21 protein-coding genes and 1 pseudogene are annotated in these 23,456 nt (G+C 67.4%); 11 read left to right on the forward strand and 11 right to left on the reverse strand.

Annotated elements, in window-relative coordinates:
* Both Q0U08_RS05910 and Q0U08_RS05915 read left to right on the forward strand, forming a co-directional pair.
* A pseudogene (locus Q0U08_RS05910) lies at positions 1-939 on the forward strand (phenylalanine--tRNA ligase subunit beta); the annotation flags it as partial.
* Complete coding sequence (locus tag Q0U08_RS05915) at positions 932-1,810, forward strand: aldose 1-epimerase family protein (RefSeq protein WP_298090333.1); 879 nt, start codon at positions 932-934, stop codon at positions 1,808-1,810. The pseudogene Q0U08_RS05910 and the gene Q0U08_RS05915, both read left to right, overlap by 8 nt.
* A 60-nt stretch (positions 1,811-1,870) precedes the next feature.
* Here Q0U08_RS05915 and Q0U08_RS05920 read toward each other — a convergent pair whose 3' ends face one another.
* Positions 1,871-2,548 (reverse strand): MgtC/SapB family protein, encoded by a 678-nt coding sequence (locus tag Q0U08_RS05920; protein WP_298090334.1) that lies wholly within the window; start codon positions 2,546-2,548, stop codon positions 1,871-1,873.
* Between the two features lie 165 nt (positions 2,549-2,713).
* Here Q0U08_RS05920 and Q0U08_RS05925 point away from each other — a divergent pair, with 165 nt between their 5' ends.
* Together Q0U08_RS05925 and Q0U08_RS05930 are read left to right on the forward strand one after the other, a co-directional pair.
* Complete coding sequence (locus Q0U08_RS05925; protein WP_298090336.1) at positions 2,714-2,971, forward strand: PepSY domain-containing protein; 258 nt, start codon at positions 2,714-2,716, stop codon at positions 2,969-2,971.
* Between the two features lie 319 nt (positions 2,972-3,290).
* A complete protein-coding gene (locus tag Q0U08_RS05930; RefSeq protein WP_298090338.1) occupies positions 3,291-4,817 on the forward strand; it encodes a peptide chain release factor 3 in 1,527 nt (508 codons plus the stop codon).
* On the opposite strand, the gene Q0U08_RS05935 is transcribed toward Q0U08_RS05930, so the two are convergent.
* The 6 genes from Q0U08_RS05935 to rpmF form a co-directional block, all read right to left on the reverse strand.
* Positions 4,795-6,081 carry an MFS transporter gene (locus Q0U08_RS05935; RefSeq protein ID WP_298090340.1) on the reverse strand — a complete coding sequence of 429 codons (1,287 nt, stop codon included), beginning with the start codon at positions 6,079-6,081 and terminating at the stop codon, positions 4,795-4,797. The genes Q0U08_RS05930 and Q0U08_RS05935 overlap by 23 nt on opposite strands.
* A gap of 9 nt (positions 6,082-6,090) precedes the next feature.
* Complete coding sequence (locus tag Q0U08_RS05940; protein ID WP_298090341.1) at positions 6,091-6,426, reverse strand: MerR family transcriptional regulator; 336 nt, start codon at positions 6,424-6,426, stop codon at positions 6,091-6,093.
* A 5-nt stretch (positions 6,427-6,431) separates the two neighbouring features.
* The gene (locus Q0U08_RS05945) at positions 6,432-6,728 is read right to left on the reverse strand and encodes an integration host factor subunit alpha (protein WP_298090342.1); all 297 of its coding nucleotides are present in this window, start codon (positions 6,726-6,728) and stop codon (positions 6,432-6,434) included.
* 87 nt (positions 6,729-6,815) lie between these two features.
* Positions 6,816-7,784 (reverse strand): beta-ketoacyl-ACP synthase III, encoded by a 969-nt coding sequence (locus Q0U08_RS05950; RefSeq protein ID WP_298090343.1) that lies wholly within the window; start codon positions 7,782-7,784, stop codon positions 6,816-6,818.
* On the reverse strand, positions 7,781-8,809 hold the full coding sequence (gene plsX / locus Q0U08_RS05955) for a phosphate acyltransferase PlsX (protein ID WP_298090344.1): 1,029 nt from the start codon (positions 8,807-8,809) through the stop codon (positions 7,781-7,783). The genes Q0U08_RS05950 and plsX overlap by 4 nt, the downstream gene beginning before the upstream one ends.
* 32 nt (positions 8,810-8,841) lie before the next feature.
* Positions 8,842-9,021, reverse strand: a complete 180-nt coding sequence (gene rpmF, locus Q0U08_RS05960) for a 50S ribosomal protein L32 (protein WP_112384151.1) — start codon at positions 9,019-9,021, stop codon at positions 8,842-8,844.
* A gap of 222 nt (positions 9,022-9,243) precedes the next feature.
* Between rpmF and Q0U08_RS05965 the strand changes: the two genes are divergently transcribed.
* Positions 9,244-10,881, forward strand: coding sequence for a M28 family metallopeptidase (locus Q0U08_RS05965; protein ID WP_298090345.1), 1,638 nt, complete (start codon positions 9,244-9,246; stop codon positions 10,879-10,881).
* 3 nt (positions 10,882-10,884) lie between these two features.
* On the opposite strand, the gene Q0U08_RS05970 is transcribed toward Q0U08_RS05965, so the two are convergent.
* The gene (locus Q0U08_RS05970; protein ID WP_298090346.1) at positions 10,885-11,544 is read right to left on the reverse strand and encodes an MBL fold metallo-hydrolase; all 660 of its coding nucleotides are present in this window, start codon (positions 11,542-11,544) and stop codon (positions 10,885-10,887) included.
* Positions 11,545-11,627: 83 nt separating this feature from the next.
* On the opposite strand from Q0U08_RS05970, the gene pabB reads away from it, so the two are divergent.
* From pabB to msrA, 4 genes are all read left to right on the forward strand, one after another.
* Positions 11,628-13,364 carry an aminodeoxychorismate synthase component I gene (pabB, locus tag Q0U08_RS05975; protein WP_298090348.1) on the forward strand — a complete coding sequence of 579 codons (1,737 nt, stop codon included), beginning with the start codon at positions 11,628-11,630 and terminating at the stop codon, positions 13,362-13,364.
* A 69-nt stretch (positions 13,365-13,433) separates the two neighbouring features.
* Positions 13,434-14,633 carry a pyridoxal phosphate-dependent aminotransferase gene (locus tag Q0U08_RS05980; RefSeq protein WP_298090355.1) on the forward strand — a complete coding sequence of 400 codons (1,200 nt, stop codon included), beginning with the start codon at positions 13,434-13,436 and terminating at the stop codon, positions 14,631-14,633.
* 166 nt (positions 14,634-14,799) lie between these two features.
* Positions 14,800-14,937, forward strand: coding sequence for a hypothetical protein (locus Q0U08_RS05985; RefSeq protein WP_298090350.1), 138 nt, complete (start codon positions 14,800-14,802; stop codon positions 14,935-14,937).
* Positions 14,938-15,046: 109 nt separating this feature from the next.
* The gene (gene msrA, locus Q0U08_RS05990; RefSeq protein WP_298090356.1) at positions 15,047-15,694 is read left to right on the forward strand and encodes a peptide-methionine (S)-S-oxide reductase MsrA; all 648 of its coding nucleotides are present in this window, start codon (positions 15,047-15,049) and stop codon (positions 15,692-15,694) included.
* Positions 15,695-15,794: 100 nt separating this feature from the next.
* Here msrA and pdeM read toward each other — a convergent pair whose 3' ends face one another.
* Positions 15,795-16,457: a ligase-associated DNA damage response endonuclease PdeM gene (pdeM, locus tag Q0U08_RS05995; RefSeq protein WP_298090352.1), complete on the reverse strand. Its 663-nt coding sequence runs from the start codon at positions 16,455-16,457 to the stop codon at positions 15,795-15,797.
* Between the two features lie 174 nt (positions 16,458-16,631).
* Between pdeM and Q0U08_RS06000 the strand changes: the two genes are divergently transcribed.
* Positions 16,632-18,545, forward strand: a complete 1,914-nt coding sequence (locus Q0U08_RS06000) for a potassium transporter Kup (protein ID WP_298090357.1) — start codon at positions 16,632-16,634, stop codon at positions 18,543-18,545.
* On the opposite strand, the gene Q0U08_RS06005 is transcribed toward Q0U08_RS06000, so the two are convergent.
* Together Q0U08_RS06005 and Q0U08_RS06010 are read right to left on the reverse strand one after the other, a co-directional pair.
* Complete coding sequence (locus tag Q0U08_RS06005; protein WP_298090353.1) at positions 18,535-19,938, reverse strand: M20/M25/M40 family metallo-hydrolase; 1,404 nt, start codon at positions 19,936-19,938, stop codon at positions 18,535-18,537. The two genes, Q0U08_RS06000 and Q0U08_RS06005, sit on opposite strands and share 11 nt — an antisense overlap.
* Positions 19,938-21,146, reverse strand: coding sequence for an LL-diaminopimelate aminotransferase (locus Q0U08_RS06010; protein ID WP_112384145.1), 1,209 nt, complete (start codon positions 21,144-21,146; stop codon positions 19,938-19,940). Before Q0U08_RS06010 ends, Q0U08_RS06005 begins: the two co-directional genes overlap by 1 nt.
* Before the next feature lie 115 nt (positions 21,147-21,261).
* Between Q0U08_RS06010 and Q0U08_RS06015 the strand changes: the two genes are divergently transcribed.
* Complete coding sequence (locus tag Q0U08_RS06015; RefSeq protein ID WP_298090354.1) at positions 21,262-23,028, forward strand: class I poly(R)-hydroxyalkanoic acid synthase; 1,767 nt, start codon at positions 21,262-21,264, stop codon at positions 23,026-23,028.
* Positions 23,029-23,456 lie beyond the last annotated feature (428 nt).

Consider the following 23,456-nt stretch of genomic DNA (forward strand, 5'->3'; position numbering starts at 1 on the left):
CGCCCCACCGCGACCCCGCAGCAAAAGCTGGAACGCCGCGTCCGCCGCGCCGCGGCCACCCGCGGCCTCGACGAAGCGGTGACGTGGAGCTTCATCGCGGACACGCAGGCCGCGCCCTTCGGCGGCGGTGCATGGCGCCTCGCCAACCCGATCAGCGAAGACCTCAAGGTCATGCGCCCCTCGCTCCTCCCCGGCCTGCTCGCCGCGACCGAGCGCAACCTCAAGCGCGGCGCCACCACCGTCCGCCTGTTCGAGATCGGCCGCCGCTATCTCGCTGATGCCGAGCGCCCGACGCTGGGCGTGGTTCTCGCCGGCGACAAGCGTGCACGCGGCTGGCAGGGCGGCAAGGCCGCGCCCTTCGATGCGTTCGACGCCAAGGCGGAGGCGCTGGCCCTGCTCGCGCAGGCCGGCGCGCCGGTCGACAACCTGCAGGTCATGCCTGTTGCGGACGGCGCCGAAGGCAGCGCGTGGCATCCCGGCCAGTCCGCCACGCTGCGCCTCGGGCCGAAGACGGTGCTTGCCGCCTTCGGCATCGTCCACCCCTCGGTGTGCAAGGCGTTCGACCTCGACGGCCCCGTCGCCGCGGTCGAAATCTATCTCGATGCGCTGCCGCCCAGGCGCGCATCTGGCTTCATGCGCCCTGCCTACACGCCGCCGGCCTTGCAGGCCGTCCGCCGCGACTTCGCTTTCCTCGTGCCCGATACGCTCGCGGCGGACAGCCTCGTCCGCGCGGTCAAGGGCGCGGACAAGAGCGCGATCGTCGCCGCCCGCGTCTTCGACCTGTTCGTCGGCACCGGCGTACCCGAGGGGCAAAAGTCGATCGCGGTCGAAATCGTCCTCCAGCCCGCGCAGAAGAGCTTCACCGAGGACGAACTCAAGGCCATCGCCGACAAGGTCGTCGCCGCCGCCGCCAAGCAGGGAGCGCAATTACGTGGCTGAAGACTGGATCACGATCGGCAACGACGCGCTCACCGCCGCCATCAACCCGCTCGGCGCCGAACTGTCGTCTCTGCGCGACGCGGACGGCCGCGAGTTGATGACCGACGCCGATCCCGCCTTCTGGACCGGCCGCGCGCCGATCCTCTTTCCCGTCATCGGGCTGACGCAGGACGGTATCCGCATCGATGGCCGGCGCTACGCCATCCCCAAGCACGGCTTTGCGCGCCACAGCCTCTTCACCCTCGTCGCGCATGATGCGACGCAGGCGGTGTTCGCGCTGGAGGATTCGGAGGCGACCCGCACGGTCTACCCTTATGCCTTCCGCCTCGAACTCACCTACCGCCTCGACGGCGCGACACTGGTGACCGAGGCGCGGATCGCGAACCGTGGTGAAGGCCCGATGCTCGCCAGTTTCGGCTTCCATCCCGCCTTCGCCTGGCCGCTTCCTTATGGACAGGATCGCGCCGACCACCGCATCGTCTTTGCAGAGGATGAACCGGGCAAACTCAAGGCGATAACCCCGAACGGCCTGATCGCCGCTGAGGAGCGCGCCAGCCCGCTCGACGGCCGCACCCTCCACCTCGCCGACGCCCTCTTCACCGACGACGCCCTCGTCTGGTCCCCCGTCCACTCCCGCAGCGTCACCTACGGCGCCAATACCGACGCCACCCCCCACCTCCACATCGCCTTCCCCGACACCGACAAGCTCGGCATCTGGACCAAACCCCACGCCGCCTTCATCTGCATAGAACCCTGGCACGGCATCGCCGATCCGGAAGGTTTCATGGGCGATTTCAAAGACAAGCCGGGCGTGTTCGAGGTGGCGGAAGGAGATGCGAAGACGATCGCGATGTCGATCGCGCTGGGGTGAGCGATCAAGCGATCGACCACTGGTGAACAAGCACGACTCGCCGGTCGTCCCGGCGACCGATCACTCCGCGTCGCCGTGCTTGTCGCCTTTCCGCCGAACCTCTACCGAATGCACGCCGGGATGCTTGCCGATCTGCCTAGCGCCGATGCTGGCATCGGACCGGGACACGCGAACCAGATGGATCGTCAGATCTTCCAACCCGTCCTCTCCGATCGCCTGGGTCACGCGCCTGATCTGACCGCCCCTGACCTTCAGCAACGTCTTCAGTTCGTCAGGCGTCACCGCGCTGCGTTCTGCGCGAACATGCACCGCATAACTCTGAATGCGCGCACGATAGGCTTCTTCGATCGGCTTCAATCCAACCAGGATTACCAGGATGATGGCCGTTGCCGCGGCGCAGGCAACGTAAAGACCGCCGCCCGCCGCCAGGCCCAGCGCCGCGACCACCCAGATGCTCGCGGCAGTGGTCATGCCACGTATCGCATTGCCACGCAGCAGGATCGCGCCTGCGCCTAAAAACCCCACCCCCGATACCACCTGCGCTGCAAGGCGCGAGGGATCGAGCACCACATGCGGCATCCGCGTCGCGTTTTGGAAGCCATAGGCCGAGACGATCATCACGAGACAGGCACCGACGCATACGAGCATGTGTGTGCGGATGCCTGCCGCCCATAACAGCCGCTCGCGTTCGAACCCGATGACGCTGCCGATCGCCGCGGCGGTCAACAATCGGATCATGACGTCGCCATTGGAAATCATCAAAGCATCACCAACCAGGGCCGTGTTGCCGGACCGATCGTTATCGGTCGGCCAGCATGATGTCGCCGAACATCCCTGAGATAAAGGATAAGTGCAACAGACCACAGGCTGGATCGTTTGCTTGCTATAATATCGGAGAGCCCCATGAAGACCATTGGCTTGATAGCAGCTTGCATCATCGCCACCCCGGCATTGGCTGATCAGCCGGGACGTGGCTGGATTGCGCAAGACAGGTTGAGCACAGTTCTTGCCAAACAGGGGTATCATCTCACCAAGGTCGAAGCGGATGACGGCCATTGGGAAGGGGAGATGACCAAGAACGGCGTGTTGTACGAATTCCATGCCGATCCACGCACCGGCAAGCTGACCAGCATCAAGCCCAAGCACCGCGATCGAAAATGACGATGTGACCCTGCTACCGCGCACGTCACCGGCACAGGCCTGACACGACGCTTCATCGCGCCGTGTCGGCCCATCCGATTCCCGACGTTCAATCCTATACGACGGCGCGCTACCGTCCGGCGGCTGTCTGCCTATCCTTGCTTGCCCTCAGACAGAACAATAGCTGTCCTACACGCCTGTTTTCTGCAACAGGCGGCGACGTGAACGGACGCGCGCCCTCCCCCCTTTCCGCCCCTGTCCCATGCAGGCCCGGCGGAAGTGGACACGGCCGGGGGGACGTAGTGTCCACTTTTAACCTTTTGCCGATCCGAGCCCTCGCATGACCTCCCCTCGCCGCACCTTTGCGATCATTTCCCACCCCGACGCGGGCAAGACGACGCTCACCGAAAAGCTGCTCTATTTCGGCGGTGCGATCCATCTCGCCGGCGAGGTGAAGGCGCGCGGGGCCAACCGCCGTGCCCGCTCCGACTGGATGAAGATCGAGCAGCAGCGCGGCATTTCCGTCACCTCCTCGGTGATGACGTTCGAGCGGGACGGCGTGACCTTCAACCTGCTCGACACGCCGGGGCACGAGGATTTCTCGGAAGACACCTACCGCACCCTCACCGCGGTCGATTCGGCGGTGATGGTGATCGACGCCGCGCGCGGGATCGAGGCGCAGACGAGGAAGCTGTTCGAGGTCTGCCGCCTGCGCTCGGTGCCGATCATCACCTTCGTCAATAAGGTCGATCGCGAGGGGCGCCCGCCCTTCGAGCTGCTCGACGAGATCGCTGATATCCTCGCGCTCGACGTCTGCCCGATGAGCTGGCCCGTCGGCATGGGCGGCGAGTTCCAGGGCGTGCTCGACCTTTCCACCAACCGCATCAGCCGGCCGGAGGGGGACAGCCGCACCTTCCAGGGCAAGGTGGAGGATGCGCCGGCACTCCCCCCCGCCATCGCCGAGGAGATCGAGCTGGCCCAGGCCGGCTATGCCGCCTTCGATGGTGAGGCCTATCGCAACGGCGACCTGACACCGGTCTATTTCGGCTCCGCGCTCAAGGACTTCGGCCCCTCCGAGCTGATCGCTGCGCTCGCCGATTTCGCGCCGCCGCCGCGTCCCCAGCCTGCCGAGCCCGCCCCCGTCAGCCCGGACGAAAAGGAAGTCACCGGCTTCGTCTTCAAGGTGCAGGCGAACATGGACCCGCAGCACCGCGACCGCATCGCGTTCATGCGGCTCTGCTCGGGCACCTTCAAGCGCGGCATGAAGCTGACGCCGACGGGCCATGGCAAGCCGATCGCGGTCCACTCCCCCATCCTCTTCTTCGCGCAGAACCGCGAGGTTGCGGACGAGGCATTTCCGGGCGATATCATCGGCATCCCCAATCACGGCACCCTCCGGGTGGGCGATACGCTGTCCGAGCGGGCCGATATCCGCTTCACCGGCCTGCCCAATTTCGCGCCCGAAATCCTGCGCCGCGTCGTCCTGAAGGACCCGACCAAGACCAAGCAGCTCCGCAAGGCGCTCGACGACATGGCCGAGGAAGGGGTGACGCAGGTCTTCTATCCGGAGATCGGCTCGAACTGGATCATCGGCGTGGTCGGCCAGCTTCAGCTCGACGTGCTGCTCTCGCGCCTCGATGCCGAATACAAGGTGGCGGCCGGGCTGGAGCCGGCACCGTTCGACACGGCGCGCTGGGTATCGGCCGAGAATCCGGCCGATCTGAAGGACTTCACTGACCTGAACCGTTCGGCCATGGCGCGCGACCGCGACGACAATCCGGTCTTCCTCGCCAAGTCGGCCTGGGAGGTCGGCTATATCGCCGATCGCTATTCCAAGGTGCGTTTCATGGCGACCCGCGAGCGGTGACCTCGTCCTCCACCCACCAGTCGTGCCGGAGCGGCCGCACCGCCAGCAGCCCCAGCACCGCCGCGACGAGGTAGAAGCCCAGCGTCCCCACCGCGGCGTAGCGCAGCGCATCCGCCCCGAACCGCGCCGTCATCGCATCCGACAGCGCCCCCATCACCAGCGACCCCAGGCCCAGTCCGACCAGGTTGTTGATGAGCAGGAACGAGGCCGACGCGGTGGCGCGCATCTCGGCTGGCACCAGATGCTGGATCGCGGTGGTGACCGGCCCCAGCCACAGGATGTTGAGGCCGTGGGGCACGAGGAACAGTACCCAGGCCAGCGTCGGCGAATCGACCAGCAGGCCGCCCGCGAACAGCGGCACCGTCATCATCCAGGCCAGCGCCGGCAGCCGCGCATACCAGCCCCGGTCGCGCATCCCCAGCCGGTCGCCCAGCCATCCGCCCGTCAGCACGCCGGCACTGCCGCCGATCAGCAGCAGCGACCCGACGAACTGCCCGACCTGCCCCAGATCGAACCCCAGGCTGCGCACCAGCACCGACGGCACCCAGAAGGCCAGCCCGTAGCCGCATAGCGAACTCGATGCCGCAGCGAAGCCGAGCAACCAGAAGCTGGGTTTACGCGCCAGGATCGCAAAGACCGCGCCGACCGGCATTCGCGTCGCACTTGTCCGTCGCACCGGCTCGCGCACCACCAGGCGAAAGATCGGGGCCAGGATCAGCCCCGCCGCCCCCGCCGCGATGAAGGCCGTGCGCCAGTCCACCGCCTTGGCCAGCGTACCGCCGAGCAGCGCCCCCGCCGCCAGTCCCAGCGGCACGCCCAGCGAATAGATCGCCAGCGCCCGCGCCCGCCGCTCCGGCGGAAAGCTGTCGCTGATCATCGCATAGGACGGCGCCACGCCCCCCGCCTCGCCCACACCGACGCCGACCCGGAAGGCGAAGAGCTGCCAGAATCCGGTCGCCAGCCCGCACAAGGCGGTGAAGCCGCTCCACACCGCCAGCGATCCGGTGACCACCCAGCTCCGGCTCGTCCGATCCGCAACGATCGCCAATGGCACCGCCAGCGTGGAATAGAGCAGCGCGAAGGCGATTCCCCCCAGCGCCCCCAGTTGCGTATCGCTGAGTCGCAGCTCCGCCTTGATCGGGTGCGCCAGGATCCCCAGTATCTGCCGATCGAGGAAGTTCAGGCTGTAGACCAGCAACAACATCGCCAGCACCACCCATGGGCGATTGGGTGCGTGGCGATGTGGTGATGGGGAAGCCGTCATCCGGCGATGCTATCGCGCCTGCATGTCACACACCAGCGCGGTGGCCAGGCCGTGGCGGATGATGCGCAACCGCGCCACCATGTCCGGCTCCGCCTCCATATCCAGAAGCTGCTGGACGCCGCGGATCGTATAGCCCTGCTGGTGCAGCAGGCGATCGATACGGCGAACCAGCGCAACATCATCGGCGCGGTAATATCGCCGGTTGCCGGCCCGCTGCAGCGGCTTGAGCTGCGGAAACCGCGTTTCCCAATAGCGCAGCATATGCTGCGGCAACCCGGTTTCCCTGGCGAGTTCGCCGATCGTCCGGAACGCGCGATCCGCCTTGCCGGATGACGCGGCGGCCATCGCCGTCAGCCGGCGATGATGCGATCGCGCATCATCTGGCTGGCGCGGAACGTCAGCACCCGGCGCGGCGCGATCGGCACCTCGATTCCGGTCTTTGGATTGCGGCCGATTCGCTCGCCCTTGTCCCGCAGCACGAAGGTGCCGAAGCCCGAGATCTTGACGTTCTCACCGCGCGCCAGCGCATCGCACATTTCAGTCAGAATCTGCTCGACCAACTGTGACGAGTCCGTGCGCGACAAACCCACCTCATGGTGCAATGCCTCGGCCAGATCCGCGCGCGTGAGAGTGCCCCCGATCATCATCCTATCCCCAACTATGACGCAATCGTTGCTATCACATAGGTAAAAAGGACCGAAAGGGATTTATTGCGTCCGCAAATAAAAACTTGTTCAAAAACGAACCACCGCGGCGCCCCAGGTAAACCCGCCACCCATGGCTTCCAGCACCACGATGTCGTTTTCGCGCACCCGTCCGTCGCGCACGGCGGTATCAAGGGCCAAAGGCACGGACGCGGCCGAGGTGTTGGCATGCTGGTCCACCGTCACCACCACCTTGTCCGGCGACAACCCCAGTTTGCGCGCGGTCGCGTCCAGGATGCGCGCATTGGCCTGATGCGGCACCACCCAGTCGACATCGGCCGAGGTCAGGCCGGCAAGGCCCAGCGACTCCTCCATCACTGCCGCCAAATTGACGACGGCATGGCGGAATACCTCCCGGCCCTTCATGCGCAGCTTGCCGACGGTTCCGGTGGTCGAGGGGCCGCCATCGACATACAGCAGATCGTTATGCCGGCCATCGGCGTGCAGCCGGGTCGCCAGGATGCCGCGGCCATTATCGGCGTCGCTTTCGCGTCCCTCCAGCACCACTGCGCCCGCGCCATCGCCGAACAGCACGCAGGTGGTGCGGTCCTCCCAGTCGAGGATGCGGCTGAACGTTTCCGCCCCGATCACCAGCGCACGGGCGTGGACGCCGGTGCGCAGCATCGAGTCGACCACCTGCACCGCATATAGGAAGCCCGAGCAGACCGCCGCCACGTCGAATGCAACGCAGTCCCGGATGCCCAGCATCGCCTGAACCTTGGTCGCGGTCGCCGGAAAGGTCTGGTCCGGCGTGGCGGTCGCCAGCACGATCAGGTCGATATCCTGCGCCGACAATCCGGCCGCCGCGATCGCGGCCTTGGCGGCATCGGCGGCCAGGGTCGCGGTGGTTTCCTCGGGGCCGGCAATGTGGCGGAAGCGGATGCCCGTGCGCTCCACGATCCACTCGTCGGAGGTATCCACCTCCTGTGCCAGCTCGGCGTTGGACACGCGCCGCGTCGGCAGGGCCGATCCGGTGCCGGTGACGAGCGAACGGATCATGCCGCGGCCTCGAAGTTGCGCAGGTCCTCGGCGATGCGCCGGGTCAGGTCGGCGCGCACCATCTTGGCCGCATTGCCGATGGCGGTGGCGACGCCCAGTTCGGTGGCGCCGCCATGGCTCTTCACCACCAGCCCGTTCAGGCCCAGGAAGACCGCGCCATTGTGATTATTGGGGTCGAGGTGATCGCGCAGCAACTGCGTCGCCGGCCGCGAGATCAGGAACCCGATCTTGGACCGCACCGAAGACCGGAACGCCCGTTTCAGCAGATCCGCCACGAATCGCGCGGTGCCCTCCGCGGTCTTCAGCGCGATGTTGCCGGCAAAGCCGTCACACACGATGACGTCCACGTCGCCGCGCGCGATGTGATTGCCCTCGACGAAGCCGGAAAAGGTCAGCGGCAGATGCGTGTCGCCGCGCAACTGTGCCGCCGCTTCCCGAATCTCGTCGGTGCCCTTCTGGTCCTCGCTGCCGATGTTCAGCAGCGCGACGCGCGGCGAAGCCAGGTCCAGGATGGTACGGGCATAGGCCGCCCCCATTACCGCGAACTGCACCAGATTGCGGGCGTCGCATTCGGTGTTGGCGCCCAGATCGAGCATCACCACGTCATTGTCGCCCAGCGTCGGCAGCGGCGCGGCGAGCGCCGGCCGGTCGATCCCGGGCAGCATGCGCAACGACAGCTTGGCCATCGCCATCATCGCACCGGTGTTGCCGGACGAAACCGCGGCGGCGGCCCGTCCCTGCTTCACCAGATCGATGGCGATGCCCATGGAGGTGCGCTTGGCGCGCCGGATCGCCTGGCTCGGCTTCTCGCTCGATCCCACCACCTCGGGGGCGTGGACGATCTCGGACGCCGCGGTCAGGTTCGGATGGGTCTTCAACCCGTCCGCGATCTGGGCCTCGTCGCCGACCAGCAGGAAACGCATGCCTTCGAACTGGCGCCGCGCACGGGCGACGCCAGCCAGCATCACGGCCAGCCCGTCGTCGCCGCCCATTGCGTCGACGGCGATCCAGGCATTGTCAGCCATGATTCATCCTTGAGCCTCGAGTCGGAGAGAACTTAACCCTCGACCGAGATGACCTCGCGGCCGTTATAATGACCGCAGGCGGTGCACAGATTGTGCGGACGCTTCAGTTCGCCGCAGTTCGGGCACTCCTGGAACGACTCGATCGACAGCGAGTCGTGGCTGCGACGCATGCCGCGCTTGGAGGGGGAGGTCTTTCTCTTGGGAACGGCCATTGCGGCACCTTATTCGATCAATATGGGTGAAGGCCCCGCCGTCAGCACCCATTGCGCGCCCGGACAAGATGCCCGACCGCGTGAGCACCCCAGCCGGACGCATCGCGAAGCCCCGCGCCTATAGCGAGATTCGCGCATGTTGCAAGCATATGCGCCCACTGGCAGGACGTTGATCCGGCTCCGCTTTGCCGTTTTGCCCACCCTACGGAGATTTTCGCCCGCATGCTCAAGCCCCTCCTGCCCGCGACCACTGCCCTGCTGTCCGCCTTCCTGCTGACCGCCGCCGCCCCCTCCGACCCGATTTCGCCGCAGCGGCTGTCCGCCGACGTCCGCACGCTGGCCTCCGACGCGTTCGAGGGGCGCGCGCCGGGCACACCGGGGGAGACGAAGACGGTCGACTGGTTGGTCGCGCAGTTCAAGGCGATGGGCCTCGAACCCGGCGGCCCCGACGGGCAGTGGACCCAACCCGTGCCGCTGATCCGCACGCAGGTGGGCAAGGGGCAGATGCGCGCCGGCGCCACGCCCTTGCGCCAAGGACAGGACATCTACGTCTCCACCGTCCGCCCGGTCGATCGCGTGGCGATCGCGAACGCGCCGATGGTGTTCGTCGGCTACGGCGTCGACGCCGCCGATCGCGGCTGGAACGACTTCAAGGGCGTCGACCTGAAGGGCAAGGTCGCGGTCTTCCTGGTCAACGATCCCGATTTCGAGGCCAGGGCGGGCGAGGATGCGGCGGGCAAGTTCGGCGACCGCCGGATGACCTATTATGGCCGCTGGACCTACAAGTTCGAGGAAGCGGCGCGTCAGGGCGCGATCGCCGCGCTGATCGTCCATGACACGCCCGGCGCCGGCTATGGCTGGGCGACCGTCACCGCGCCGGCGGGCGAGAATTACGACATCGTGCGCAGCGATCCGGCAAGCCGCGTGCTGCTCCAGGGCTGGCTGGAGGGCGGCGCGGCGACCCGGCTGTTCCAGGCCGCCGGCCTCGATCTCGCGCAGCAGCGCGTCGCGGCGCGCCGTGCCGACTTCCGCCTGGTCGAACTGAAGGGCCAGCGCTTCACCGCCGACATCCCCGTCCGCGTCGAGCGGGCGGAAAGCCGCAACGTCCTCGCCAAATGGCCGGGCAAGGCGCATGGCGACGAGGTGGTGATGTTCGGCGCCCATTGGGACGCCTATGGCCGCGGCGCACCCGATGCGGAAGGACGCACGATCCGCCCCGGCGCCAATGACGACGCGCTCGGCACCGCCGGCGTGCTCGAACTCGCCCGCGCCTTCGCCAAGGGGCCGAAGCTCGACCGCAGCCTCGTGTTTGCGCTGTGGACCGGCGAGGAGCGCGGACTGCTGGGCTCGGAAACCTATGCCGTCCACCCGGTCTATCCCGTCGCCAAAACGGTGGCGAACCTCACGCTGGACATTCTCCAGACCGCGGGGCCCGCGCGGGACGTGATGCTGGTCGGCGATGGCCAGAACGACCTGGAGGATCGCCTGCGCGCCGCCGCCGCCGCGCAAGGCCGCACCGTCACGCCCGAGGCGCTGCCCGAGCGCGGGCTGTTCTACCGCGCCGACCATTTCTCGCTCGCCCGGCGCGGCGTGCCGACGCTGCTGCTGATGGCGATCAGCGGCGCACCCGATCTGGTGCAGGGCGGGCGACCTGCGGGTCAGGCATGGCTGGACGGCTATATGCGCTGCTACCACCAGACCTGCGACGCCTGGGATGCGAAATGGGACCTGACCGGCGCCGCGGCCGACGTCGCCCTGTTCCACCGTATCGGCCGCGATCTGGCGACCAGCCGCGCCTGGCCCGAATGGCGCGCCGGCTCTGAATTCAAGGCGATCCGCGCCCAGTCGCGCCAGCCCTGACCCTCAGGCGCCCAGCACCCGGTCCCCGACAAAGGGATTGGACGCGCGCTCATGCGCAAAGGTGCTGGGCGCCCCGTGCCCCGGAATGAACGCGGTCGCATCGCCCAGCGGCCACAGCTTGGTCACGATCGAGCGGACCAATTGATCATGGTCGCCCCCGGGCATGTCCGACCGCCCGACCGATCCCTGGAACAGCACGTCGCCGACCAGCGCGAAGTCGGAGGCCGGGTGGTGGAAAATCACATGCCCCTGCGTGTGTCCCGGCGTCTCGTACACGTCGAGCACCAGGTCGCCGATCGTCACCGTGTCGCCCTCGACCAGCCAGCGTGACGGCTCCACCACCTGCGCCGGAATGCCATAGGCCTGGCCATCCTCGTCCAGCCGCGCCAGCCAGAAACGATCCGCCTCGTGCGGCCCTTCCACCGGCACCCCCAGCTCGTCGGCCAGCGCCTTGGCGCCGCCGGCATGGTCGATATGGCCGTGGGTCAGCAGGATCTTCTCCACGCTCACCCCCGTCTTGGCGATCGCATCGCGGATGCGCGGCAGATCGCCGCCGGGATCGACCACCGCGGCCTTCATCGTCGCCGTACACCAGACGATCGAACAATTCTGCTGAAGCGGCGTGACCGGCACGATCGCCGCGCGAAGAGGAGGGTTCGTCATGCCCGCCGACATAGGCGCCCACAGCGGGCGCAGCAATCAAGGCTTGCCTCGCGTGATGCGCCCTGTGCATGGGTTGGGCTGCGATGACCCTGGCCCCAGCGCCTTTCGTGCTGCTCGACGATGCTCGTCCCGGCGGCGCCCCCGCACGGCTTTATGCCGATCCGCTTCGCGTGCTCGTCGCGCATGCGGTGGAGGAGGTGCCGGACGTACTCGCCGCGGTCCGCGCCGCTGGCGCCGAGGGCCTGCACGCCGCGGGCTTCCTGGCCTATGAGGCGGGTGCCGCGTTCGAGGCGCGCGTCCCCGCAAGACCCGCCGCGCCGCTTGCCTGGTTCGGCCTGTTCCACGCGCCCCGCACGCTCGACGTCGCCCGGCATCTCCCCGACCCCGCCGGCGCCTGGATCGGCACGCCCGAACCCGAGATCGACCTGGACGCCTACCGCGCGCAGTTCGCCGCGGTGCAGGCATTGATCCGCGCGGGCGATCTGTATCAGGCCAATCTCAGCTTCCGGGCCAGCATGGCCGTCGCCGGCGATCCGCTCGCGCTCTACGCCGGCCTGCGCGCCCGTTCGCGCGCAGGCTGGGGCGCGGTGATCGACACCGGCGAGACCATGCTGCTGTCGCTCTCCCCCGAACTGTTCTTCGCACGCGATGGCCAACTGCTCACCTGCCGCCCGATGAAGGGCACCGCGCGCGTCGAACCGGATGCGGCGGCGGACCGCGCTGCGGCCGACGCGCTGCGCACCGATCCCAAGCAGCGCGCCGAAAACCTGATGATCGTCGACCTGATGCGCAACGATCTGTCGCGCGTCGCGGTGCCGGGCAGCGTCGCCGTTCCCGACCTCTTCACCGTCGAGCGCTATCCGACCGTTCACCAGATGGTCTCCACCGTCACCGCCGAGCTCGCGCCCGGCCGCGATACGCTCGACGTGCTGGCCGCACTCTTCCCCTGCGGGTCGATCACCGGCGCGCCCAAGATCCGCGCGATGCAGGCGATCGGTGAGATCGAGGCGAGCGCACGCGGCGCCTATACCGGCGCGATCGGCCATATCGCGCCGGGTGGCGACGCCGCGTTCAGCGTCGCGATCCGCACGCTGGCGCTCCACGGCGACCGGGCGACGATCGGCCTCGGCTCGGGCGTGGTCGCCGATTCGGACGCCGTGGCGGAATGGGACGAATGTCTTGCCAAGGCGGCCTTTCTACAATCGCCCCATCCCCCGTTCGACCTGATCGAGACGATGGCCTTCGATCCGCTGGAAGGGCTGCTCCACCTCGAACGCCATCTATCGCGGATGAAGGCCAGCGCCACCGCGCTCGGCTTCGCCTTCGACCGTCACGATGCCCGCAACGAGCTTCAGGCCGCCACCTTCCGCCTGCGCACCGCCTCGCGCGTCCGCCTGCTGCTCGCCGCATCGGGCGCGATCGCGATTGAATGCAGCGCGCTCCCACACCCGCTCGCCCAGCCGCTCCGCGTCCGCATCGTGCCCCTGCCCGTCGCCCCCGAAGACCTGCGCCTCCGCCACAAGACCACCAACCGCGCCTTCTACGACGCCGCCCGCATCGCCGCAGGGACCGACGAGGTGATCTTCGAGGCCCCTGACGGTTCGCTGACCGAGGGCAGCTTCACCTCGCTGTTCGTGGAGCGCGACGGTCGCCTTATCACTCCGCCGCTCGCCACCGGCCTGCTCCCCGGCATCCTGCGCGCCGAACTGATCGACAGCGGCCGCGCGATCGAGGGGCGGGTGACGCGCAACGATCTTGCGCACGGGGTTTGGCTGGGCAACGCATTGCGCGGTTTGATGCGGGCGACGGTTGCGGATTGATCCGCGTTGGCGCTATGGCGCCCCCGCCTTTCTGGCCCGCTTCCATTCGATAGGGGAACACCCGTGTCCATGCAGCCTTCCGACGCGCTCGGCCGTATCAGCCCTTCTCCCACGCTCGCGATCACCTCGCGCGTGTTCGAGCTGAAGCGCGCAGGCGTGGACGTGATCGGGCTGGGCGCGGGCGAGCCCGATTTCGACACGCCCGAATTCGTCAAGGAGGCCGCGATCCAGGCGATTCGCGACGGCAAGACGAAATACACCAATGTCGACGGCACGCCCGAGCTGAAGGCGGCGATCGCCGCCAAGTTCGCGCGCGACAATGCGCTGACCTACACGCCCGATCAGATCACCGTGAACGTTGGCGGCAAGCATACGCTGTTCAACGCCATCGTCGCCACGGTCAATCCGGGTGACGAGGTCGTCATCCCCGCCCCCTACTGGGTCAGCTACCCCGATGTCGTGCAGTTCGCCGGCGGCACGCCTGTCATCGTCGCCGCCGGCCCGGAACAGCAGTACAAGCTGACGCCGGAGGCGCTCGACGCCGCGATTACCCCGCGGACCAAGTGGGTCATCCTCAACTCGCCGTCCAACCCGACCGGCGCCGGCTACACCGCCGACGAGCTGAAGGCGCTGGGCGCGGTCATCGCGCGCCATCCGCATGTCTGGGTCTTCGCCGACGATATGTACGAGCATATCGTCTATGACGGCTTCCGCTTCGCCACCATCGCGCAGGTCTGCCCCGAGCTGTACGAGCGCACGCTGACCGTGAACGGCTGTTCCAAGGCCTATGCGATGACCGGCTGGCGCATCGGCTTCGCGGCCGGCGCGCCCTGGCTCATCAAGGCGATCTCCAAGCTTCAGTCGCAATCGACCAGCAATCCCTGCTCGATCGCGCAGGCCGCCGCCACCGCCGCGCTGACCGGCGACCAGTCCTTCCTTCAGGAGCGCAATGCCGCCTTCCAGGTCCGCCGCGACCTGGTGGTCGATATGCTCAACCAGATCGAGGGCATGACCTGCCCGACGCCGGAGGGCGCCTTCTACGTCTATCCGTCCTTCGCGCCGCTGATCGGCAAGACGACACCGTCGGGCAAGCGCATCGACAATGACGAGGCATTCGTCGGCTATCTGCTCGACGACGCCAAGGTTGCCGCCGTGCAGGGCGCCGCTTTCGGTCTCTCGCCCGCGATGCGCATCAGCTACGCGACTTCGGACGCGCTGCTGAAGGAAGCATGCACCCGCATCCAGGAGGCATGCGCCACACTGCGCTGACGGCGTACCCCTTCCGATTTCCTAACCGTGACATTAACGGCACAGCCACGTGCCGTTAATGCTGCGTTTCTATAAACGACATTGCGACTGCCGCCGGATGAACCCATCTGGCGGCGAAGAAATTCGGCCGTTTCAACGGGATCGGCCCAAGAATCAAAGGTGACCCATGCGCAGCCTCATCAAGTCCAGCTTCCTTTGGCAATTCGCCGGCGGTTTTGTGCTGGGGGCGATGAGTCTGGCGGCGTTCCACACGGCCGAGGCCGTGAACACCCCCACCCGTGCGCCGGTCGAGGCGGTTCGCTGATATCGCCTCAGCCTGCATAAGCAGGCATGATCTCGCCGAAGACCGTGCCGGAATGCACGCTAGGGGACGAATGACTGGCGCATTGCGCGCCGCTCCCCATCTCTCCATCATGATCCGCGCGCTCCTGATCGCTGCTGCCCCGCTGGCGCTCCTCGCCCTCTCGGCGGGGGCTGCACGAAGCGAGCATGTCGTGCCTCTGCCGCAGCCGACGCTGGACGTACCCCGCACCTCCGGCTCCCAGACTGCGATTTTCGCGGGCGGGTGCTTTTGGGGCGTGGAAGCCGTGTTCCGCCAGATAAGGGGCGTGCGCGGCGTGACGGCCGGCTATGCCGGCGGCACCGCGGCCGATGCCAGCTATGCGAAGGTCTCCACCGAGCGCACCGGCCATGCCGAGGCGGTGCGGATCACCTATGATCCCGCGCAGGTCAGCTATGGCACCTTGCTGCGCGTCTTCTTCGCCATCGCGCACGATCCGACGCAGGTCGGCGGCCAGGGCCCCGATCGCGGCCCCAGCTATCGCTCCGCCATCTTTCCGCAAAGCCCGGAACAGACCCGTGCCGCCCGCGCCTATCTCGCCCAGATCGCGCCTGCCTTCCGCAAACCCCTGACGACGCGCATCGAACAGGGCCGCTTCTTTCCGGCCGAGGCCTATCACCAGCGCTTCTTCGACCGGAACCCGGCGCATCCCTATATCGTCGCCTGGGACAAACCCAAGGTCGCCGCCCTGCGTGCGGGTTTGCCTACGCTTGTCCGATAAGGGGCCTACCCCCATTCGTCTCGAGTAACCGTCGAGCAGCGGCAAAGCCGGGTATCGAGACGGTGGATCGAGATCCCGATTAGCGCGCGGGGCCTTCGCCTCAGGCCGCTACCGGAAACCGCAGCAACCGGTCCTCGACCGGTACCAGCGCCTGCGCACCGCTGCCCACCGCCTGGCGAATCGCCGGATGCGTCACGTCCAGCCCCCCGGTTAGCGCGCCGAACGCCGGCAGGATCAGCTTCTTCCCCGTGGCGACATAGCAGCGCCGCGCCACGCTGCGCCCGCGTACCCGCAGCCGCAACTTGGGATGGAAATGCCCCGACAGCTCGGGTCGCGTCTCATCGGCTGCGGCTTCGTGGCGCAGCACCAGCCCGTCCACCACCACCTCGTCGGCGACTTCGCCGCCGCAGCGGTCAAGAATCGCCGGGTCGTGATTGCCGGTAATCCAGGTCCAGGCCAGGTCGCTGGTCAGCCCGCGCAACATCGCTTGCGCCTGTTCGGGCAGGCGGTCGCATCCGCCGACATCATGAAAGCTGTCGCCCAGGCACCACATCTCGCGCGCAGCCGTCCGCTCGACCAGTGCCGCCAGCGCGCTCAGCGTCGCCAGCGAGTCATAGGGTGGCAGCATCTGCCCGCGCGCCGCATACCAACTGCCTTTTTCCAGATGCAGATCGGCGACCAGCAGCGCGGCGCGCGCCGGCCAATAGAGCGCGCCCTCGGCCGTCGCCTGAAATGCCTGTCCACCGAACGAAAGGGGAACCATTTCACCGCCCTGCCCGCCAAGTGCAGACAAATCAAGCGCCATGCCGCAGTTGCGAAACAACTTGCGTTGGTTTGCAACGGGCGTAAAGCGCCCCGTCCTTTCGACAGGGGGGTGCAAGTGGCCATCACGGCAGACGCGACCGGCGCGACATCAGGGCGGCACGGGTCGCCCGTCATCGAACGCAGCGGCGACGGCCACCACCGCCCGGCGCTGGCGGCGCTCACCATCGGCGCGCTCGGCGTCGTCTTCGGTGATATCGGGACCAGTCCGCTCTACGCCTTTCGCGAGGCACTGGCCCAGTCGGCGGCGGACGGCATCGACCCCGGCGAGATACTGGGCGTGCTCAGCCTCGCGCTGTGGACGCTGATCCTGGTCGTCTCGGTCAAATATGTCACCTTCCTGATGCGCGCCGACAATCAGGGGGAGGGCGGCGTTCTGGCGCTGGCGGCGCTCGCCCGTCGCGCACTCGGCATCCGTTCCCGCATCGCGCTGGTGCTGGGCGCGACCGGCGCCTCGCTCTTCTATGGCGATGCGATCCTGACGCCCGCTTTGTCGGTCTTGTCCGCGATGGAGGGGCTGCGCACCATCCCCGGCGCCGCCGCGATGTTCGACGAAGGCACCATTCGCCTCTGCACGATCGCGATCCTGATCGCGCTGTTCCTCATCCAGTCGCGCGGCACCGCACAGGTGTCGCGGCTGTTCGGCCCGGTCTGCATCCTGTGGTTCCTCGCCATCGGGGGCCTGGGCCTGTCGCACATCGCCGACGAGCCTTCGATCTTTCGCGTCATCTGGCCGGGCTACGGCATCGCCTTTCTCGCCACGCACGGGGTGACCGGACTGTTCGTGCTGGGCGCGGTGTTCCTGACCGTCACGGGTGCGGAGGCGCTGACCGCCGACATGGGTCACTTCGGCAAGCTGCCGATCCGGCTCGGCTGGTTCCTGCTCGCCTTTCCCGCGCTGACGCTCAACTATCTCGGTCAGGGCGCCTTTGCTCTCGCCGCACTGGAGCGGGCGCGCACCGAGGGCACCGTCTTTGCCAATCAGGACTGGTTCTTCCTGATGGCGCCCGAACCTTTGCGCGCCCCGCTCGTCATCCTGGCCGGCATGGCGACGGTGATCGCGGCACAGGCGGTCATCACCGGCGCCTTTTCGCTGACGCAGCAGGCGATCCAGCTCGGCTTCCTGCCGCGCCTGCGCATCCGCCAGACCTCCGCCGCGTTCCAGGGGCAGATCTACCTGCCCGCGATCAACTGGCTGCTGCTCGCCGGCGTGCTGATCCTCGTCGTGGAGTTCAAGACGTCCTCGGCGATGGCCGCCGCCTATGGCATCGCGGTGACCGGCACGATGGTGGTCACCACCTGCCTGGCCTATCTGGTCGTCCGCCATCGTTGGAACTGGTCGCGCGGGCTGGCGCTGGCGGCGATCCTGCCCTTTCTGGCGCTCGACCTGATCTTCTTCGGCGCCAATATTTTGCGCGTGATCGAAGGGGGTTGGGTACCGCTACTGGTCGGGGCGGGTGTCGGCCTCGTCATCTACACCTGGGTGCGCGGACGCGGCATCGTCGCCGCCTTTGAACGCCGCCAGTCCATCCCCCTCGCCGACCTCGCCGCCGCCCTCGCCAAACGCCCCCCCGAACGCGTCCCCGGCACTGCCGTCTTCCTCACCGCCAACATCACCGCCGCCCCCGGCGCGCTCCTCCACAACCTCAAGCACAACAAGGTCCTGCACGCCCGCAACCTGATCGCCACCGTCCGCACCGCCGACCGCCCCGTCGTCCCCCCTTCCGAACGCGTCCGCGAAGAACGGCTGGACGACAATTTCGCCACCGTCACCCTCACCTACGGCTTCATGGAATCCCCCGACGTGCCCCAGGACCTCGGCATCGAAACCCGCGCGCTCGGCCTGGACCCCATGAAGACCAGCTTCTTCATCGGCCGCAACACCCTGAAGCCGGAAGCCGAAAAAGGCATGCCGCCCTGGCAGGACCGGCTGTTCATGTTCCTGCAGCGCAACGCCGCCGACCCCACCGAATTCCTGCGCATCCCGCCGGGCAAGGTGCTGGAACTGGGCGAGCAGGTTACCGTCTAGCGGGTTCCGCATAGGCTTTTACCAGGTCGAACAGGTAATCCCGCCCGGCATAAAGCGCCTTCACCCGGATGCGCTCGTTGCGCCCGTGGATACCTGTCATGCCGCCCTCGACCAGCATGCCTGGCACCCCGTATACCGGAATGCCGATCGCCTGGAAGAACACGCCGTCCGTCGCCCCGGCCGACATCATCGGCACGACCGGCACGCCCGGAAAATGCCGCTTGGCCACTTGCGTCATCGGCGCCAGGATCGCCGGGTCCGGGGCCAGCGGCACCGCGGTCGGGCGGATCGGCTGGTTCGCGGTCACCGTCACCTCCGGCCCGGCCAGCCGGCGCAACGTCTCGAGCACATTCTCCACCGTCTCGCCCGGAAACAGGCGACAGTTGATGTTGGCGGTCGCCCGCTGCGGCAGCGCGTTTTCGGCATCCCCCGCGCTCAGCAAGGTTGGCACGCAGGTGGTGCGCAGGCTTGCCCGGAACGTCTTGTCGCGGCTGACGATCGCATCCGCCCCGGCATCGCCCGCATCGGCGAGCAGCCGCGTGATAGCGGCGCCCGTCTCCGCCCCCGCCCCGGGCACCATGGCCGCGAAGAAGGCCCGCGTCGTCGGCGTGAACGACACCGGAAAGGAATGCGCCCGGATCGCCTGCACCGCATCGGCAAGCGCATAGATCGCATTGTCCGTCACGGGTTGCGCGCTGTGCCCGCCGGCATTGGTCGCGGTCAGCGTATAGTTCTGCGCCGCCTTCTCGCCGACCTGCACCGCCAGCATGTCTGGTCGGCCGTTCGCGCCATATCGCCCGCCGCCGCCCTCGTTCAGCACGAAGCCCGCCGCGATCAGATCGGGTCGCGTCCGGGTCAGCCACTCCGCCCCGTTGAAGGCGAAGGTCGTCTCCTCGCCACAGGTCAGCGCCAGTTTGACCGTGCGGCGGGGCGTCAGCGGCCGCAGCCGGATCATCGTATCCGCCCAGATCGCGCTCTGCGCCTTGTCGTCAAAGGTGCCGCGGCCGTAATAATAGCCGCCTTCCTCGACCAGCGTGAAGGGGTCGCGCGCCCAATCCGCGCGCCTGGCCTCCACCACATCGAGATGTCCGAGCAGCAGCACCGCCGGCAAGGCGGGATCGCTGCCGGACAGCACCGCCACGATCCCGCCCTCGCGCGGATGATCGGGCGGCGCGAAGGTCATTACCGCATCCCCTGGATATCCCGCCGCCTTCAGTCGCGCCGCGATCTGTTCCGCGGCGCGCGTGCAGCTACCCGCCGACAGCGTCGTGTCGGTCTCGACCAGTTCCTTGTAGAGCCCCAGAAACGCCCGTTGATCGGCACGGTTCTGCGCAGATGCGGTGCCGGCGGACAGCAGGGAAAACGCCGCCGCCAGCACCCGCCATCCGCGCATCAGCCCGCCTTGGCGCCCGGCGTATTGACCCCCATGGATTGCAGATAGCGCTTCACGTTGCGCGCCGCCTGGCGCAGCCGCTGCTCGTTCTCGACCATCGCGATGCGCACATAGCCTTCGCCATTCTCGCCATATCCGACACCCGGTGCGACCGCGACCTTGGCCTCGGTCAGCAACTGCTTGGAGAACTCCAGGCTGCCGAGATGGGCCAGTGCCGGTGGCAACGGCGCCCAGGCGAACATCGAGGCGCGCGGCGACGGGATATCCCACCCAGACCGCGCGAAGCTCTCCACCAGCACGTCGCGGCGCTTGTGATAAAGCTGCCGGTTCTTCTCCACGATGTCCTGCGGTCCGTTCAGCGCGGCGCAGGCGGCGGCCTGGATCGGCGTGAATGCCCCGTAATCGAGATACGACTTCACCCGCGTCATCGCCGCGATCAGCTTGCGGTTGCCCACCGCAAAGCCGATTCGCCATCCGGCCATGCTGTACGTCTTGGACAAGGAGGTGAACTCCACCGCCACGTCCTTCCCGCCCTTCACCTGCAGGATCGAAGGCGTCGGGTTGCCGTCATAATAGAGCTCGGAATAAGCCAGATCGCTCAGGATCCACAGCCCCTGGTCCTTCGCGAACGCCACCAGCCGCTCGTAGAACGCCAGGTCCACCGTCTCCGCGGTCGGGTTCGACGGGTAATTGACCACCAGCACCGACGGGCGCGGGATGGTGAACTCCATCGCGCGCTTCAGGCTCTCGAAATAGGCTTCGTCCGGCGTCGTCGGCACCGCGCGGATCGTCGCGCCCGCGATGATGAAGCCGAAGGTGTGGATCGGATAGGACGGATTGGGCGCCAGGATCACGTCGCCCGGCGCGGTGATCGCAGTGGCGAGGCTCGCCAGCCCCTCCTTCGATCCCATCGTCACCACCACCTCGGTCTCGGGATCGAGGTCGACGCCGAATCGGCGGCCATAATAATTGGCCTGTGCGCGGCGCAGGCCGGGAATGCCCTTGGACTGCGAATAACCGTGCGCGTCGGGCTTGCTCGTCACCTCGATCAGCTTGTCCAGCACATGCTGCGGCGGCGGCAGGTCGGGATTGCCCATGCCCAGATCGATGATGTCCTCGCCGCGCGCGCGCGCCGCGGCCCGCATCGCGTTGACTTCGGCGATGACATAGGGCGGCAGCCGGCGGATGCGGTAGAACTCTTCGGACATGGTATCCTCTTTGTCGGGAACTCACCCCCCATAGCCGCTTTCCTCTCCCGACGCGACCGGACATGACGGCGCAACATCATTGCGGTATCACGCACGCCAGCAACCAGAGGATGCCATGGCCGAGACCAACGACGCGCACGCCCCCCGGCCCGCCGATGCAGCCCCCGCGTCCCCCATGCCGACGCTGGAGGAACTGCAGCACTGGACCTGGGTGATGGGTCGTGCGCAGCAGATGATGATGGAACAGGGCCTCGCCGCGATGAAGCAGCCGGCCGAGGGCATGGGCGGGATGCCGGTCGTCCCCGGCTTCAACGACCCCGCCACTATCGGGCGGGCGCGTGATTTCTGGTCGGAAAGCATGGACTTGTGGCGCCGTTTCCTGGACCCCTCGGCGACACCTGCCGCGCCTGCGCCCACGCCCGACAAGCGGTTCAAGGCGCCGGGATGGCAGACCCCGATGTTCGACATGATCCGGCAAAGCTATGCGCTGGTCGGCGACCACATGCTGCGCGGCGTGGATGCGCTGGAGGGGGTCGAGCCGCGCCAGAAGGAACAGCTCCGCTTCGCCACCCGCGCCTTCGTCGACGCGATGAGCCCGACCAACTTTCCCGCCACCAATCCGGAAGTGATCGAGAAGACGATCGAGACCAAGGGCGAGAACCTGCTGAAAGGCTTGCAGAACATGCTTGCCGATATTGGCCGTGGGCAGTTGACCCATACCCGCTCGGACGCGTTCCAGATCGGGCGCGACATCGCCGCCACGCCGGGCCAGGTCGTGTTGCGCACGCCGCTTTACGAACTCATCCAGTATCAGCCGACGACGGACACCGTCGCGACCACGCCGATCGTCATCTTCCCACCCTGGATCAACCGCTTCTACATTCTCGACCTGTCGCCGGAAAAAAGCCTGATCCGCTGGGCGCTGGATCAGGGCTTTACCGTCTTCATGGTGTCGTGGAAGTCTGCGGACGCAACGATGGCGGACGTGGCGTGGGACGATTACGTCGCCGCGCAGGTGGAGGCGATCGACACGATTCGCGATCTGCTGGACGTGCCGGCGGTCCACAGCGTCGGCTATTGCGTCGCGGGCACCACGCTGGCCGCGACGCTGGCCTGGCTGGCCGCGCGGAGCGAATCGGACAAGGTCGCCAGCGCTACCTTCTTCACCGCCCAGGTCGATTTCTCGCAGGCCGGCGATCTCCTCCACTTCGTCGATGACGAGCAACTGGCGCTGATCGGCACACTCTCGCCCGACGGTTTCCTGGACGGCCGCTATCTCGCCGCGACCTTCAACCTGTTGCGCGGGCGCGACCTGATCTGGAACTACGTCACCAACAACTATCTGCTGGGCAAGGATTATGTGCCATTCGACCTGCTCCATTGGAACGGCGACGTCACCAATCTGCCCGCCAAATGGCATCTCAGCTACCTGACCGATCTGTACCGCGACAATCTGCTGGTCCAGCCCGGCGCGCTGTCGATCGCGGGCGTGCCCCTCGATCTGCGTCGTGTCGCCACCCCCTCCTATGTGCAGGCGGGTCGCGAGGATCATATCGCCCCGCCGGAAAGCGTGTGGAAGCTGACCGAGCTGTTCCAGGGGCCGCTCCGCTTCGTCCTTGCCGGCTCCGGCCATATAGCGGGCGTGGTCAATCCGCCGGCGGCGGGGAAATACCAGTATTGGACCAACGATGCCCCCGCCGAGTCGCTGGACGCCTTTGTGCGGTCCGCAACCGAGACCAAGGGGAGCTGGTGGCCGGACTGGGCGGGGTGGCTGCGCCAGCAGGACGACACCACCATCCCGGCACAGGGCGCTCGGATCCCGGGCCAAGGCAGATTGCCCGCCCTCGAACCCGCACCGGGCAGCTACGTTCGCACCCGCTAATCCATGTTGCACTGCACAATAAGCCTTGATTCAAGTCAAAATCATGCTATTGTGCATCGCAGCGAAATTAGGGGAGTGTTATGTCTATTGACAAGACGAATACGCCCGCGGCTGCCAAGCAGTCCGGCACGAGCCGCAAACCGCGGCGTGACGCGAAGTCCAAGGCCGCAGCGCCGCTGCCCGGTTTGCCGGCGATCCAGGACGCCGTCCCACCCCCTCCCGCCGCGGTGATAAAGGCCGTGGCGGCGGATGCGATCGCCCCGGTGCCTGCCGCCAAGCCGCTTCCCGTCGGAAAGCCGGTCGAGGCGCCCGTGCCTGCTGCTACGGCCCCCGCACCGACGCCCCCGCTTCCCAAGCCGGTCGCACCCGAGCCGGAAGCCTGTCTCTTATACACATCTCCGAGCCCACGAGACGTAGAGGAATCTCGT

The sequence above is a fragment of the uncultured Sphingomonas sp. genome (assembly GCF_946477935.1).
Classification (GTDB): Bacteria; Pseudomonadota; Alphaproteobacteria; order Sphingomonadales; family Sphingomonadaceae; genus Sphingomonas.

Bases quoted from the DNA above. Each gene is read 5' to 3' on its own strand.
- Q0U08_RS05930 (WP_298090338.1), top strand. From the start codon at position 3,291: ATGACCTCCCCTCGCCGCACCTTTGCGATCATTTCCCACCCCGACGCG.
- Q0U08_RS05965 (WP_298090345.1), top strand. From the start codon at position 9,244: ATGCTCAAGCCCCTCCTGCCCGCGACCACTGCCCTGCTGTCCGCCTTC.
- Q0U08_RS05940 (WP_298090341.1), bottom strand. From the start codon at position 6,426: ATGGCCGCCGCGTCATCCGGCAAGGCGGATCGCGCGTTCCGGACGATC.
- rpmF (WP_112384151.1), bottom strand. From the start codon at position 9,021: ATGGCCGTTCCCAAGAGAAAGACCTCCCCCTCCAAGCGCGGCATGCGT.
- Q0U08_RS05935 (WP_298090340.1), bottom strand. From the start codon at position 6,081: ATGACGGCTTCCCCATCACCACATCGCCACGCACCCAATCGCCCATGG.
- Q0U08_RS06005 (WP_298090353.1), bottom strand. From the start codon at position 19,938: ATGCGCGGATGGCGGGTGCTGGCGGCGGCGTTTTCCCTGCTGTCCGCC.
- Q0U08_RS05985 (WP_298090350.1), top strand. From the start codon at position 14,800: ATGCGCAGCCTCATCAAGTCCAGCTTCCTTTGGCAATTCGCCGGCGGT.
- pdeM (WP_298090352.1), bottom strand. From the start codon at position 16,457: ATGGTTCCCCTTTCGTTCGGTGGACAGGCATTTCAGGCGACGGCCGAG.
- Q0U08_RS05945 (WP_298090342.1), bottom strand. From the start codon at position 6,728: ATGATGATCGGGGGCACTCTCACGCGCGCGGATCTGGCCGAGGCATTG.
- Q0U08_RS05950 (WP_298090343.1), bottom strand. From the start codon at position 7,784: ATGATCCGTTCGCTCGTCACCGGCACCGGATCGGCCCTGCCGACGCGG.
- Q0U08_RS05970 (WP_298090346.1), bottom strand. From the start codon at position 11,544: ATGACGAACCCTCCTCTTCGCGCGGCGATCGTGCCGGTCACGCCGCTT.
- plsX (WP_298090344.1), bottom strand. From the start codon at position 8,809: ATGGCTGACAATGCCTGGATCGCCGTCGACGCAATGGGCGGCGACGAC.
- pabB (WP_298090348.1), top strand. From the start codon at position 11,628: ATGACCCTGGCCCCAGCGCCTTTCGTGCTGCTCGACGATGCTCGTCCC.
- Q0U08_RS06010 (WP_112384145.1), bottom strand. From the start codon at position 21,146: ATGTCCGAAGAGTTCTACCGCATCCGCCGGCTGCCGCCCTATGTCATC.
- Q0U08_RS06015 (WP_298090354.1), top strand. From the start codon at position 21,262: ATGGCCGAGACCAACGACGCGCACGCCCCCCGGCCCGCCGATGCAGCC.
- msrA (WP_298090356.1), top strand. From the start codon at position 15,047: ATGATCCGCGCGCTCCTGATCGCTGCTGCCCCGCTGGCGCTCCTCGCC.
- Q0U08_RS05920 (WP_298090334.1), bottom strand. From the start codon at position 2,548: ATGATCCGATTGTTGACCGCCGCGGCGATCGGCAGCGTCATCGGGTTC.
- Q0U08_RS05925 (WP_298090336.1), top strand. From the start codon at position 2,714: ATGAAGACCATTGGCTTGATAGCAGCTTGCATCATCGCCACCCCGGCA.
- Q0U08_RS05980 (WP_298090355.1), top strand. From the start codon at position 13,434: ATGCAGCCTTCCGACGCGCTCGGCCGTATCAGCCCTTCTCCCACGCTC.